We start from the raw sequence: 13,092 nt of genomic DNA, 5'->3' as shown, positions 1-13,092 counted from the left end.
CGAATATTACAAATTTTATCACCTTCACGCATGACTTACAAAGAATGCGAGGGTTTGTCTACACGCTGAGGAAAACGGCGATCCGCTTTCCTTTTTTATCTGACTTACGCCGTTGGAAGTCCCATTACAGCTTTGACTTCTAGATATTCCTCGATACCGAAATCTCCCCATTCTCTGCCAATACCTGATTGCTTAAAGCCGCCAAATGGGGCAAAGTAATCTGTTTCGGCATTGTTAATGGTGATTTGACCAGCACGAATGTGTTCAGCGACGTATTTTAATGTCTTTTCATCTTTGCCAACCACATACCCAGCAAGACCATAAACTGTATCATTAGCGATTTCAAGGGCATGGTCTAGGTCCTGATACGTAATGACACTCATCACCGGTCCAAAAATTTCTTCTTGGGCAATGGTCATATCATTTTTCACATTTGTGAAGATCGTATGCTTTGCAAAATAGCCTTTGTCTATGCCGTCCGGCTTTCCAGTTCCCCCAGCAAGCAAGGTTGCACCTTCTTCGATTCCTTTTTCAATATATGACTGCACAGTATCCCATTGTTTTTTGGAGACAAGCGGGCCAGTGGCGTGATCTTCTCTCGGATCACCTACAGTAAACTTCGGCAGAGCCTTCAGCAGTGCTTTCTCAAATGTCTCCTTCATTGATTCAGGAATCAGTACACGTGTAGCTGCGGAGCATACTTGACCTGTGTTCATCGCAATATGATGAACGGCCGTTTCTGCTGCTTCATCCACATCTGCATCGTCTAAAACGATAAGAGGGGATTTCCCGCCAAGCTCAAGCGCGACTTTCTTAATATCTTCAGCAGCGTTTTCCATTATTTTAGAACCGACTGCACCTGAGCCTGTAAATGAAACAAAATCAATATCGGGATGTGAGCTAATGCCATTCCCAATGACTTCACCTGTTCCATTCACTAGGTTAAAGACGCCTTTAGGCACACCTGCTTCATCAATAATTTCTGCAAGAATCATTGCTGCAAATGGTGTAATTTCAGCAGGCTTTAAGACGACTGGTGATCCTGCCGCAATGGCACCAGCTATTTTCAGTGATGTTTGGTTTGTTGGAAAATTCCATGGTGTAATGAGTCCACTGACACCAATTGCTTCTTTTATAATTGTATGTCCACCGCGGTCTTCTGTAAATGTATAGGACTTAAGGGCTTCCGCAGCTTTAGAGAAGTGTTCATGCCCCATTTTGTAATGAACCTCTTCTGATACTTTAAGCGGTGCACCCAGCTCTTGTGTCATGACTTCGACTAGTTCATCCTTACGCTTTTCGTACCCGCGCACAATGTTTTCCAGCATCTCTACTCGTTCATGTCGAGATGTTTTTGAGAATGAAGGGAAGGCGGCACGAGCTGCTTTAACAGCCTTATCTAAGTCTTCCTTCGTTCCTAAGCTAATTGTGCCAATGACTTCCTCTGTAGCAGGATTGATGACTTCCGTCGTTTCGTTTCCTGTGGATGCTACCCATTCTCCATTCATAAAGTGTTTCTCTTGATTTCTCATTTTGACATGTCTCCTTTTTATATGTGATTCAATCCTATATTCTGTTTTCAGCTGATATAAAACTGTACCCACTGTGAAAAATCTAAAACGAAGAAACTGCATGAGAAAAAGTTTCTGATATAATACGCAAAGTGGGACATATGTCCTTTTCAACCTCGGGGCATCTATCATTTAATGGAACTAGACAGAAAAAGAAGGAGCATTTGAAAGAATGAAAGGTGTTATTTTCGCATTATTAGGAGGCGCATGTATTACATTACAAGGCGTAGCCAACGCAAGAATTAGTCAAGATATCGGGACATGGCAGGCGGCAACAATCACGCAGCTAACAGGGTTTATTCTCTCTCTATTCATTTTACTCATCGTTCGAGATGGCCACTTTTCGGAATACAAAAAGGTGAAGCCGCTCTATTTAATTGGCGGCGCATTTGCAGCCATCATTATTTTTAATGAAGTCACCGCTATTCAAATGATCGGCGTCACGCTCACCATCGCCGCCTTACTCATTGCACAGCTTGCATTTACCTTTGCAATTGATGCAAAAGGATGGTTTGGTGTTCAGAAGAAAAAAATGAAATGGCCTCATTATGCAGGGATCCTTTTAATGGTTGCAGGCGTCATCATTTTAAAGCTATAAAGGAGGGCATCAAATGGAGGAGCTTCATCATGAATCTCTTTTTTCCTCTTATATCAAAGCGCATCAATTACAGAACGTTTTTCACAAGAACTTCATGTCACATGTGAGCTTATGGCGCTATCAGCAAGGTGAGCTGATTTGCTCAAAAGGAGATAAGAGGGAGTACTTGTACTTGTTAGTGAAAGGAAAATTAAAGATTTTCACCACCACAAAGGAAGGAAAAACCTTTATTCTTTGCTTTAAAAACCCTCTTGAAGCGATTGGAGATATTGAGTACGTTCAACAGACAGATATGGTCAATACAGTCGAAGCCGTCACAGAAGTACATATGCTAAGAATTTCCCATCAAGCACTCATGCGACATGCGAAGGACGACCCTCGCGTTTTAACCTTTTTGCTAAAAGGGATCACAAACAAATTTTATATAAAATCAAACGATTTAAGCTTCCACCTTCTATATCCTGTGGAGGTCAGACTCGCAAGCTATCTATTGTCTGTTCTAACAAGTAATGACGGCGCCCTCACACGCCCGCTTCGTCTCACAGATGCCGCGAGCTTAATTGGAACGAGTTATCGTCATATTAACCGGGTCATTCAGCAATTCCAAGAAAAAGGACTGATTGAAAGACGAAGGGGAAAGATTACGATTTGTGACCAAAAAGGACTTTTAGAAATAGCGGAGCACAACATTTATGAATAGAAGAAACGAAGGGATTTATATATGATCATAGGCATAATATTAGCTGTCACTGCTGGGGCACTAGTCAGCTTACAAACCATTTTTAATAGTAAAGTCAATGAGCATACAGGCTCTTGGTCAACAACGACACTCGTTCTTGGTATGGGTTTTATCGCTTCCCTCCTGATGGGTTGCTTATTAGAAGGAACAGGCATGTTTCAATTAAGACATATGGAAGCCTGGTACTGGGTAAGCGGGGCGATTGGGGTCGGGGTGGTCATCTGCCTTGTTCAGAGCATCAAACGTCTAGGACCCACTTATGGGATATCAATTGTTCTCACCTCACAGCTAGGATGCGCGCTTTTATTTGATTCGCTTGGCTGGCTTGGGTTAGAGAAAGTAGAATTTACATTTACAAAACTATTAGGTGTCCTTGTCATCGTTGCCGGAATATTGGTCTTTAAGCTAACCAAGCTTGAAGCAGCAGACGAGGAGCAGACGCAAGAAAAAGGGCTGCCACAAAAGTAGCTGCCCTTTTTTAAATCAATCGTCTCCATAAAACAGTGATCGTGGATAACCCAGTTAAAAGGAGCCTTTTCATGAAAGGCTTTTTTTTCTGCCCATAGGCGCTCGTTTTATATTCTGTTCGGTCTTTTGCTACAAGAACACTATACGCGATTTTCCGCTCAATGGCCTCCGTAAGAGATAACGCAAAGGGGGCACTATCAATGACCAAAATCGACTCCGTATTTAAAAAACTAGATCTCGCATCCAAATTATAGGTTCCGATCATACTTAAATGATCATCAATCACCATCGATTTTGCGTGAATTGAATACGGACCTTCATATTCATACAAATGAACACCCGTTTTCATCAATTCCTTTTTTGTGCTTAAATACCCTGCAAATGCTAAAGGGTTTGGTGTGGCTGTAAGGGAATTCGTCACAATCGTCGTTTGAATACCACTAGGTAATGGAGTGAGGCCGTCTTTCATTGGACGTGTCGGTATGACATAAGGCGTCTGGATGAGAACAGAACGCTTTGCCCGGTGAGCGAGATCGTTTAACTTTTTTAGTACGAGAGGGCGTTTATTCAAGCGTTCCACTGGATTTGTGAAAAAGGCCAGCTGTTTCGCCGCAATGGCATCTTTTGCCCAATCGAATGTGGACATCACAAAAGGTTCTTTTGTGCGAAGGGCTTCTTGATAAGATCTAAGCAACTGTTTCCTTAGTTTTTTCCCTTTTTTCGCTTTTGCCTTGGAAAAGACATCTTTCGTTTTTTTCGTAAAATCATGATTCCATAAATAAACGAAATACTGTTCCATTTCATCTAATACTTTTCCCTTTTGGGCGTTGTAGAGCAGCACATCGCGGTCATAAGCAAAGTCTTTCGGCGGCTGATCTGCAAAGTATTTATCACCGATATTCCTACCGCCCATGACAGCGACTCGTCCATCTGCCAAAAGCAGCTTATCATGCAGGCGGTTATGCCATGTCCATGGCTTAAACAAACGAAAGGGCTCATAAAATCGAATGGCCATATTCGGATGATCCGCCACAGCATAGCGCAAATGCTTCAGCGGTCCACGAAGGCTGTGGCAAATGCCATCTAACAATAACTGAACTTTCACTCCTCGATCAGCGGCTTCAATTAAAGCACCAAGTACCCATTCAGCCGTTTTTCCCTTTTGAATGGAATAATAACTCAAACGGATCATCCTTTTAGCCTCACGAATCATTTGAATTCTCACTTGACCCGATTCAAACCCGTCATCAAGGAGCATCACTTGATTTGTGCCTTGGTCGTCTCCTGAAATAGAAGAGGCTTTATAGATGCATTGGTCTTTACATGTTTTTTGAAACGGTAAGTAAAACAAAACAAATGCGGTCAAAAATACATATACCACATATAGAACAATCAGAAAAAACAAGAGATGAAGCATGGTGATCAATTCCTTTCACACAGACAGTTCTTTTTCTTATCTTATGTTAAAAACAAAATTTCACTCATGCTGCCTTTCTAATGAAAATACAGAAAAAAAGAATCATCTTGTTTTTACCGGTCATTTAATTATAGGATGAAATGATCAAGGGGAATCGCATTGAATGAACCATTATTTAACATTCCAAGTGATGTGTATCAAACGTGAAGTGAAACAGAACGTTATTTACTGCATGATATTCACCAACATTTAGAGGATATCTCCACCTTATCTATCGTCACATTAAGTGAAAGAGCCAACGTGTCGACAGCTACGATTGTCAGACTGATGAAGAAAATTGGATACAACGGCTATGTCACATCTAAAATACGAATCGTTGGCAGTGAAGGAAAAGCCCATCTTTTATATCAATAAGAAGAAAAAAAGCAGAGCCCCATCGCTCTGCTTTTTCATCTTATTCGCTTTCTTTCATTTCATTTGATGTACGTACTCGTGCATTTCCCATGAATACGACCGTTATCGCTGCAAGTGCAATTGGGAATAAAGCAATCATAAATACATACGTAATACTTTGTGACATCGCATCAATGACCTTATTTAAAATATCAGGTGGAATTTGTGAGCGGGCACCCTCTTGAAAAATGGCTTGCGGATCGCCAACTTGAGAAGAGGCTCCTTTCATCCCGCTAAAGGCATCTGCTAATCGATTCGTCAGGACATTGGTTTGAATCGTCCCAAAGATCGTCACACCTAACGTCATCCCAAGTGATCTCATAAACGAATTGGTAGAGTTGGCACTGCCACGGTAGCGCGGAGAGAGATCATTCATTGACGCAGATGGCAGAAGGGAGAAGCTAAAACCAACGCCAAACCCTGATATCATCATAAAGAGTGTAAGCCACAGCCTTGCTGTATCTGGCGACATGTTAGCAAGCAGCAGCATCCCAGCAAAAAATGAAATCACAGAGATCGTCATCAATCGTCTAAAAGGTACTTTCGTCTGCATTGTTCCGCCGATCATACTGCCAATGACTGAACCGATCATCATCGGTGTTAAAATGAACCCGGCACTTGTTGCAGATTCACCGTACACCGCCTGAACGAAAATCGGAATAAAGACAGCTAGAATAATAAACGTCCCGCCATATAAAAAAGCCAAAATTTGAGCTGTCGCAAACAAACGATTTTTAAACATCCAAAATGAAATAATCGGTTCTTCGGCCTTCCGTTCAACGATAAAGAACATGGCACCAAAGACAACAAACACAGCAAATAGTGTCAGGATTTGAATAGAATCCCAAGCATAGGATTTACCGCCAAGCTCAAGTGCGAACATTAAACTCACAACCGCCACAACAAGCGTAATGGCGCCTGACCAGTCGATTTTCTGCTTACGATGCTCAAGCGATTCCTGATAAAATTTAGCGATCAAGAACACACTGACGATACCGATTGGCACATTAATATAGAAAACCCAATGCCAGCCGATTGAATCCGTAATAATAGCACCTAAGAGCGGGCCTAATACACTTGACAGGCCAAATACTGCACCAAACATACCGGACATTTTCCCGCGTTTTTCAGGCGGAAAGATATCAAAAATAATCGTGAAAGCGATCGGAAGAAGTGCACCGCCTCCAAGCCCTTGAATGGCGCGGTAAATAATGAGTTGATCCATCGTTTGTGCGATGCCGCACAGCGCAGATCCAATTAAAAAGAAAATAAGTCCAAACAGAAAAAAACGCTTTCGACCATACATATCTGAAAGCTTTCCATAAATCGGCATTCCGGCCATCACTGCCACCATGTAAGAAGCGGTTACCCAAGCAAATTTATCAAAACTGCCTAAATCTGCTACAATGCTTCCCATCGCTGTTGCGACAATGGTGTTGTCCATTGCTGCCATAAAAATGCCTAAAAGCAAACCGATCACAACAAAGCGAGTGGATGCCTTGCCTTTATCTACAGTATTCATTTCATTTACCTCCTGCTTACGTTCTCTCCTTTTTTTTGCTATGATCAACTTAATTATAAAGTAAGAGAACATTTATCTTGATGATCAAGATAAATTGATTTTAAAGGGAGGAGTACAAGTTGTCAATAAAGAACGAGGCAGAAGAGCGAGCGGACCAGATCATTCATACGATGAGGCGCCTTGCCACACGAACGGTTCTATTCCACCAAGCGGCCGCTCAATCGCTCGGACTTTTTCCAACAGACCTCAAATCAGCCGATTTGTTAAACGAACTCGGACCACTCACAGCAGGTGAATTAAGTGAAAAAACAGGTCTTAGCTCAGGTGCAGTCACCGCTCTTATTGACCGGCTTGAAAAAGCTGGCTACGCCAAAAGAGAAAAGGACCCAAAAGACAAGCGAAGAGTCATCATTGTTCCACTAACTGCGGGGAAATCACAGGTGAAGCAGCTATTTTTATCCTTATCGGCATCAACCAAAAAGCTCACAAACGAATACAAACCAGAAGAATTAGATTTAATCATTCAATTCATTTCCCAAACAGCAGATATCATGGATCAAGAGCTGCAATTGCTCAAATCTAAATCGTAACAAAGCACACTCATGCTGGTGTGCTTTTTTGATGGAAAAAAGAGCACCCAAAAGCTGCACAACACTGGCTGAAGACATTTGGACTTCTTTGACGCATGTGAGTTGATTAGACTTATAACCAAAGGGAAGAAGGGAGGGATTCCATCTGTATTTAACCAAAAGGGGCACCACTTTATTATCAATGCTGCTTCACACAACATCTTATCTATCAATAGAAGATTTACAAAATCGACTGAATGTCTCTACTCGTACCGTCTACTCTGAAATCAAACGCATGAATAGCTGGCTGGAAACCCATCAGCTTAGCAGCGTCCAGCGAAAAGATCAACTGGGCTACTATTTACACCCACATGAGAAAGAAGCGATTATCCAAAAAGCTGACACCATTCTCGTCGGTCATGACTATGAACCATGTGTAAAGGAAAGACGTGCGATCTTGCTCTTATCCATTGCATGCAGTGAGAAACGCCTCAGAATTGATGATTTTATGGAGATGACAAAGGTAAGCCGCAATACACTGCTTGAAGATATGAAACAGTTAAAAGAAGCACTTTCCAAACAGCAGCTCACACTCCACTATCAGGCGGCAAGCGGCTATTTAATTTCCGGAGAAGAAAGAGCCATTCGATTGGCGATGAAGCCTTATATTCATTTCATTCGCACCATGATAAAGAATGAAAAAACATTTCCAACGTTTTGGTTAAAGGGCCCTATATCACATAAGAGATTACACCATCTCCTCCAACAATCAGAACAAGATCTTAAGCTCGAGTTTGCAGATGACATGCTGGATCAGCTGTCTTTGGATCTCTTTTTCTACTTCAAACGAATGAAGCTAGGACGTGCTGTACACATCTCAGCGGAAGAAAAACGTACTTTGCAGGAAACAGATGAATGCTTGGCAGCTATTCGTTTCATGGCGCAGATTCAAAAAGAAACCAGTCTTTTTGTTCATGATGATGAAATCTATTTTCTTAGTACGCTATGGCTCAGTGCCAAAAAACAAAAACTTCCATCAAGTCAAAAAAAAGAAGAGCATCTCATTCGTACCATTGCCAGACAAATGATCTTTGACTTTCAGCGCTATGCGTGTATTTCCTTCCAAGAACTAGAAGCCTTGGAACAAAACTTAACCATGCATTTAATTCCGGCCTATTACAGGCTCATCTATCACATTGATATCATCAATGAATTAACAGATTCTATTAAACAGGCACAGCCAGAGGTGTTTGACATCACTCAAAAGGTTGCATGCCATTTAGAGAAGGCGACCTGTTCAAAGATGAGCGACCATGAAATAGCCTATGTGGCGATGCATTTTGGCGGCTGGATGAGAAGAGAAGGGATTTCTTCCATTGCGCGGCGTTCTGTTTACATTGTCTGCGGCGAAGGAATTGGCACAAGTCACATGCTAAAGACGCAGCTTCTCGAATTAATCGGCTACATCGAAGTTCGTGGATTGTTATCAAAACGTTCATATGAAGAATTAACGTCCATTGATGCCGACTTCGTTGTGTCAACAACACCTATTTCGTTTAAAGGAAAACCTATTCATCTTGTTCATCCTATTCTCACTGCCTATGAGAAAAAAACATTGCTTCAATACGGGGAAGGCTCAGAGACTAGGCTTGATGAGCAACATGTGAACGCTTTATTCAACGTGATTCAGCAGCACACCATCGTACAAAATAAAAAAGCATTGCTTCGTAACCTGAAGGAGCTGCTTCATCCCGCATACGTATCCCATCAGAAAGGGTGGAAACCAGTGTTAAACGATTTATTAACAGAAGAAACCATTCAGCTCCAGCAAACAGCAGACACATGGCAGGAGGCCATTACAAAAGCAGCGCAGCCCTTGCTTGATCAAGATGCGATTCAGGAAGGTTATGTGAAAGCAATGATCCAGTCTGTTCATGAAAATGGCCCTTATATCGTGATTGCACCACAAGTGGCCATTCCGCATGCCAGACCAGAGGATGGCGTGAACAAATTAAGCATGTCACTCATGTCATGTAAACAGCCCGTTTCCTTTTCAAAGGATGGAAAAAAGCAGGTTCGGCTCATCATTGTGCTAGCTGCCATTGACAGCATGACCCACCTAAAAGCACTCAAACAGCTGACGATACTGTTAAGTGAGGAAAAACGGCTGAGACAATTAATAGAAGCAGAGGAATTCACAACGATTCAAGCTCTAATTGATCAATTTTCACAAGTATAAAGGAGGAAAATGAGGATGAAAAAAATTCTTGTTGTGTGCGGAAACGGTTTAGGAAGCAGCTTTATTGTTGAGATGAATGTCAAAAAAGCATTAGAAGAATTAGGACTTTTAGCCGAAGTGGATCATACCGATCTCAGTACAAGCAAAAATGAACAAGCAGATCTCTATATCGGAGCAACAGATATCATCGATCAGCTCGATGACGGCACAAGAAATGTTGCTGGGTTAAATAATTTATTAGACCAGGAAGCCATTAAAGACGTCCTTCGTAAACACATATAAGCCAAGAAAAAGGGGGATTCACAACATGATAGAACTGATCATGAACGATATATTGGGCACACCAGCAATTCTCATCGGTTTGTTTGCACTAGCCGGTTTATTATTGCAGAAAAAATCAGCCGCCGATACTGTATCAGGCACCTTGAAAACAACGATGGGCTTCTTAATATTAGGAGCGGGCGCAACAGTCGTGTCTGATTCACTTGGGGTTTTCAGGAAAATGTTTGAAGCAGCCTTTCACATTCAAGGGGTTGTCCCAAATACTGATGCCATGGCTGCAATTGCCCAAAAGGAATTCGGTACACAGACAGCGCTCATTATGATTTTTGGTATGTTCGTCAATTTGTTACTGGCAAAATTCACACCCTTTAAATACGTCTTTTTAACAGGGCATCATACGCTGTATATGGCTGCTATGCTCGCAGTCGTTCTCTCGACAGCCGGCATGAAAGGGACGCTTCTTATCGCCGCCGGTTCAATCATATTAGGTGCAGCGATGGTCATTGCCCCCGCAATTCTTCAGCCGTTTACAAGGAAAGTCACCGGAAGCGATGATCTTGCGCTCGGACACTTCAGTACGTTCGGTTATTTTACAGCGGGAATGATCGGCAAATGGGTCGGACGCCCAGAGACATCAACGGAAACCATTCAAGTGCCTAAATCACTCGGATTTCTCAGAGATACATCGGTGGCCATTTCAATTACGATGGCTTTGCTTTTCTTTGCTATTGCACCGTTTGCGGGAGTTTCCTTTATAGAACAAATTAGTGGTGGCTCGAATTTTGCTGTCTTCATTCTCATTCAGGCCATTACCTTTGCTGCTGGCGTGTACATTATTTTAGCAGGGGTTCGAATGGCCATCGGTGAAATTGTGCCTGCTTTCAAGGGGATTGCTGATCGCTTTGTGAAAGGGGCGAAGCCGGCACTTGATGCGCCAACGGTTTTTCCATTTGCTCCAAATGCGGTCATCATCGGTTTTTTATGCAGCTTTGCAGGAGGCATCATGTCTATTTTCCTTCTTCCTTTGTTTGGTTTAACTGTCATTGTTCCTGGACTTGTGCCGCACTTTTTCTGCGGCGCTACAGCAGGCGTATACGGCAATGCAACAGGAGGGGTGAGAGGTGCAGTCGCGGGTTCCTTTGTGAATGGCATACTTCTTTCATTCTTACCTGCTTGTTTACTTCCTGTGTTAGGAACTCTTGGATTTGAAGGAACAACTTTTGGGGATACAGACTTTGGCATCATCGGCATCTTCATTGGACTAATCAAGTTTCTATTTCATCTTTAAAAAGGAGGAATCTGAATATGACAGCCATTTTCTCACCTTCACTCATGTGCATGGATTTAACGCACTTCCGTGAACAAATTCACCTTCTGAACACAAGGGCAGACCGTTATCATGTCGACGTCATGGATGGTCATTATGTAAAAAATATGACCTTATCACCCTTTTTCATTGAACAGCTTCGGAAACTGACAGATGTACCGATTGATGTTCACCTTATGGCCGAACAGCCTCAGGACTTCTTAATCGATGCCTGTATTGATGCTGGTGCAACGATGATTTGTTTACATCCAGAAGTTGTGCAAAAAGACGTCTTTCGAATCATTCGGCATATCCACCAAAGAAAGTGCGAAGTTGGCTTTGTGCTAAATCCCGCTACACCAGTTTCGGCATTAGATGCGTTTATTCACTTAATAGACAGAGTGACCATCATGACGATTGATCCAGGGTTTGCCGGTCAGCCTTTTATTAAAGAAATGCTTCCGAAAATTCAAGAGGTGAAAGAAGTAAAAGAGAAGGGGCGCTACTCCTTTTCAATTGAAGTAGACGGTTCTTGTAATGAGAGCACATTCCGATTGCTTGCTGAGGCTGGAAATGAAATCTACATCATCGGCACCTCCGGTTTATTCGGACTACACGAACAACTAGGCACGGCCTGGGAAACAATGAAGCAATTGTTCGCAAAAGAAACCGCCGCAATTGAATCACCTTAGGAAAAAGAGGATGAAATCATCCTCAGATTGTAGAGAAACTCATGTTTTTCTACAATCTTTTTTATTTTCAGCGTAAGTATGATGGATGAGATTGAATGAAAAAGGCCTCCCACACACCTAGCCTAGCTTCGCTAGGTGTGCGGCAATCTTCTTCATGTTCTGACAGGCAGCTGTGAGAAGCACTTGCTCATATAAAATAAAATGTATGATATTGAATTAAAGAGTCCTCCCACACACCTAGCCAAGCTTCGCTAGGTGTGCGGCAATCTTCTTCATGTTCTGACAGGCAGCTGTGAGAAGCACTTGCTCACTCACATTTTGTTTTTCCCTCAACCGGCAGTAGCGAAGCCCATGTTGTTTTGAATATGCAAAGCTTCGCCAAAATACGGCGATCAGTTAAACCTTTACAGATTGGGGTTGTCAAATAACCAGAATCAAGGGCAACTGCGTCTACTTGAAAACCAAATCGTGCGATTTGGTGATCCAATCGTTCAAGATACGAATAAGATACAAAATTCATTGTCCGTGTAACCAAAGTTTAAGAGTGCCTCAACAAGGGGCGCTTTTTTTGTATCTTTATTTCTATTTAATGACAAGTTTTGTGTTGGTAAAATTGACCTTGTCAATGAATAGGAGGGAGTGAATTCTTCTGGGCAAGATACTTGATGCTAAAGCACTAACCAGTGCCATGGATGCAAGGGCGAAACATTATCAGGAACTTCGCGAACAAATGGTCGATTTAAAAAAGGCACTACAAGGCGTCGCAAATCTCGGTGATGACTTCACTGGGAAAGGTGCAGATAACATTAAAAGTTTCTATAAAGAGCTTGCTGGGAATGTAGACATGTTTATTAGCTTCATTGATAAACAAAAAGCCTTTCATGAAGGTGTTTCTGGGACACTTGATGATACAAATTTTGGCGGCGACACCTTTGTAGAAGAACACTTTTTAGACAACGCTGTACATATGGGAATCAAGAATGCCAAAAGCATCGTGAAGGATCAAAAAAAGGCACTCAAAACGATTTTTCAAGATATTGATGACCTCATTTCTCTGGAGGTATTTGATAGTAAAACCTTTGACGAAAAGATTGCAGATGCGGAAGATGAACGGAAGAAAACGGTTAAAGATTTAATAGAGCTTGATCAAAATCTAAAAGATGAATATGCTTTGTCAGAGACGGAGCAGCAGGCTACAATGGCATTGTACGCAGAAATGATGAATGCGACAAATGA

At 42.1% G+C, this 13,092-nt stretch carries 11 protein-coding genes and 3 pseudogenes; 10 read left to right on the top strand and 4 right to left on the bottom strand.

What is annotated here, in order from left to right; all coding sequences use genetic code 11:
• Nucleotides 1–104: 104 nt before the first annotated feature.
• Nucleotides 105–1,532 carry an aldehyde dehydrogenase family protein gene (locus BA1_RS17020; RefSeq protein ID WP_008361592.1) on the bottom strand — a complete coding sequence of 476 codons (1,428 nt, stop codon included), beginning with the start codon at nucleotides 1,530–1,532 and terminating at the stop codon, nucleotides 105–107.
• Nucleotides 1,533–1,743: 211 nt separating this feature from the next.
• Between BA1_RS17020 and BA1_RS17015 the strand changes: the two genes are divergently transcribed.
• The 3 genes from BA1_RS17015 to BA1_RS17005 are packed head-to-tail and all read left to right on the top strand — an operon-like array spanning nucleotide 1,744 to nucleotide 3,376.
• Entirely contained in the window at nucleotides 1,744–2,169 is a 426-nt protein-coding gene (locus tag BA1_RS17015) for a DMT family transporter (protein ID WP_008361590.1), read from the top strand.
• A 13-nt stretch (nucleotides 2,170–2,182) separates the two neighbouring features.
• A complete protein-coding gene (locus tag BA1_RS17010; protein ID WP_008361588.1) occupies nucleotides 2,183–2,869 on the top strand; it encodes a Crp/Fnr family transcriptional regulator in 687 nt (228 codons plus the stop codon).
• Nucleotides 2,870–2,890: 21 nt separating this feature from the next.
• Nucleotides 2,891–3,376 (top strand): DMT family transporter, encoded by a 486-nt coding sequence (locus BA1_RS17005; RefSeq protein WP_008361586.1) that lies wholly within the window; start codon nucleotides 2,891–2,893, stop codon nucleotides 3,374–3,376.
• Between the two features lie 10 nt (nucleotides 3,377–3,386).
• On the opposite strand, the gene BA1_RS17000 is transcribed toward BA1_RS17005, so the two are convergent.
• Nucleotides 3,387–4,793 carry a phospholipase D-like domain-containing protein gene (locus tag BA1_RS17000; RefSeq protein WP_008361584.1) on the bottom strand — a complete coding sequence of 469 codons (1,407 nt, stop codon included), beginning with the start codon at nucleotides 4,791–4,793 and terminating at the stop codon, nucleotides 3,387–3,389.
• Between the two features lie 222 nt (nucleotides 4,794–5,015).
• On the opposite strand from BA1_RS17000, the pseudogene BA1_RS19590 reads away from it, so the two are divergent.
• Nucleotides 5,016–5,207: pseudogene (locus BA1_RS19590) on the top strand (MurR/RpiR family transcriptional regulator); the annotation flags it as partial.
• Here the strand turns inward: BA1_RS19590 and BA1_RS16995 are convergent.
• A pseudogene (locus BA1_RS16995) lies at nucleotides 5,196–6,768 on the bottom strand (MDR family MFS transporter). The pseudogenes BA1_RS19590 and BA1_RS16995 sit on opposite strands and share 12 nt — an antisense overlap.
• 170 nt (nucleotides 6,769–6,938) lie before the next feature.
• Between BA1_RS16995 and BA1_RS16990 the strand changes: the two are divergent.
• From BA1_RS16990 to alsE, 5 genes are all read left to right on the top strand, one after another.
• Nucleotides 6,939–7,358: a MarR family winged helix-turn-helix transcriptional regulator gene (locus BA1_RS16990; protein WP_051009131.1), complete on the top strand. Its 420-nt coding sequence runs from the start codon at nucleotides 6,939–6,941 to the stop codon at nucleotides 7,356–7,358.
• Between the two features lie 145 nt (nucleotides 7,359–7,503).
• Nucleotides 7,504–9,576, top strand: a complete 2,073-nt coding sequence (locus tag BA1_RS16985; protein ID WP_264430947.1) for a BglG family transcription antiterminator — start codon at nucleotides 7,504–7,506, stop codon at nucleotides 9,574–9,576.
• A gap of 15 nt (nucleotides 9,577–9,591) precedes the next feature.
• Nucleotides 9,592–9,858: a PTS sugar transporter subunit IIB gene (locus BA1_RS16980; RefSeq protein WP_008361575.1), complete on the top strand. Its 267-nt coding sequence runs from the start codon at nucleotides 9,592–9,594 to the stop codon at nucleotides 9,856–9,858.
• A gap of 25 nt (nucleotides 9,859–9,883) precedes the next feature.
• Complete coding sequence (locus BA1_RS16975) at nucleotides 9,884–11,146, top strand: PTS ascorbate transporter subunit IIC (RefSeq protein ID WP_008361573.1); 1,263 nt, start codon at nucleotides 9,884–9,886, stop codon at nucleotides 11,144–11,146.
• A gap of 17 nt (nucleotides 11,147–11,163) precedes the next feature.
• Nucleotides 11,164–11,856 (top strand): D-allulose 6-phosphate 3-epimerase, encoded by a 693-nt coding sequence (gene alsE, locus BA1_RS16970; protein WP_008361571.1) that lies wholly within the window; start codon nucleotides 11,164–11,166, stop codon nucleotides 11,854–11,856.
• 237 nt (nucleotides 11,857–12,093) lie between these two features.
• On the opposite strand, the pseudogene BA1_RS19120 reads toward alsE, so the two are convergent.
• Nucleotides 12,094–12,234 (bottom strand): annotated as a pseudogene (locus BA1_RS19120) (IS5/IS1182 family transposase); the annotation flags it as partial.
• Nucleotides 12,235–12,544: 310 nt separating this feature from the next.
• Between BA1_RS19120 and BA1_RS16965 the strand changes: the two are divergent.
• On the top strand, nucleotides 12,545–13,092 hold a 548-nt coding region (locus BA1_RS16965), incomplete at its 3' end, for an LXG domain-containing protein (protein WP_034739899.1).

The organism is Bacillus xiamenensis, assembly GCF_000300535.1.
Taxonomy (GTDB): domain Bacteria; phylum Bacillota; class Bacilli; order Bacillales; family Bacillaceae; genus Bacillus; species Bacillus xiamenensis.
This window is presented reverse-complemented; position numbering and strand designations above follow the sequence as displayed.

Coding starts and splice junctions, on each gene's coding strand:
- BA1_RS17020 (WP_008361592.1), bottom strand. CDS start 1,532: ATGAGAAATCAAGAGAAACACTTTATGAATGGAGAATGGGTAGCATCC.
- BA1_RS17015 (WP_008361590.1), top strand. CDS start 1,744: ATGAAAGGTGTTATTTTCGCATTATTAGGAGGCGCATGTATTACATTA.
- BA1_RS17010 (WP_008361588.1), top strand. CDS start 2,183: ATGGAGGAGCTTCATCATGAATCTCTTTTTTCCTCTTATATCAAAGCG.
- BA1_RS17005 (WP_008361586.1), top strand. CDS start 2,891: ATGATCATAGGCATAATATTAGCTGTCACTGCTGGGGCACTAGTCAGC.
- BA1_RS17000 (WP_008361584.1), bottom strand. CDS start 4,793: ATGCTTCATCTCTTGTTTTTTCTGATTGTTCTATATGTGGTATATGTA.
- BA1_RS16990 (WP_051009131.1), top strand. CDS start 6,939: ATGAGGCGCCTTGCCACACGAACGGTTCTATTCCACCAAGCGGCCGCT.
- BA1_RS16980 (WP_008361575.1), top strand. CDS start 9,592: ATGAAAAAAATTCTTGTTGTGTGCGGAAACGGTTTAGGAAGCAGCTTT.
- BA1_RS16975 (WP_008361573.1), top strand. CDS start 9,884: ATGATAGAACTGATCATGAACGATATATTGGGCACACCAGCAATTCTC.
- alsE (WP_008361571.1), top strand. CDS start 11,164: ATGACAGCCATTTTCTCACCTTCACTCATGTGCATGGATTTAACGCAC.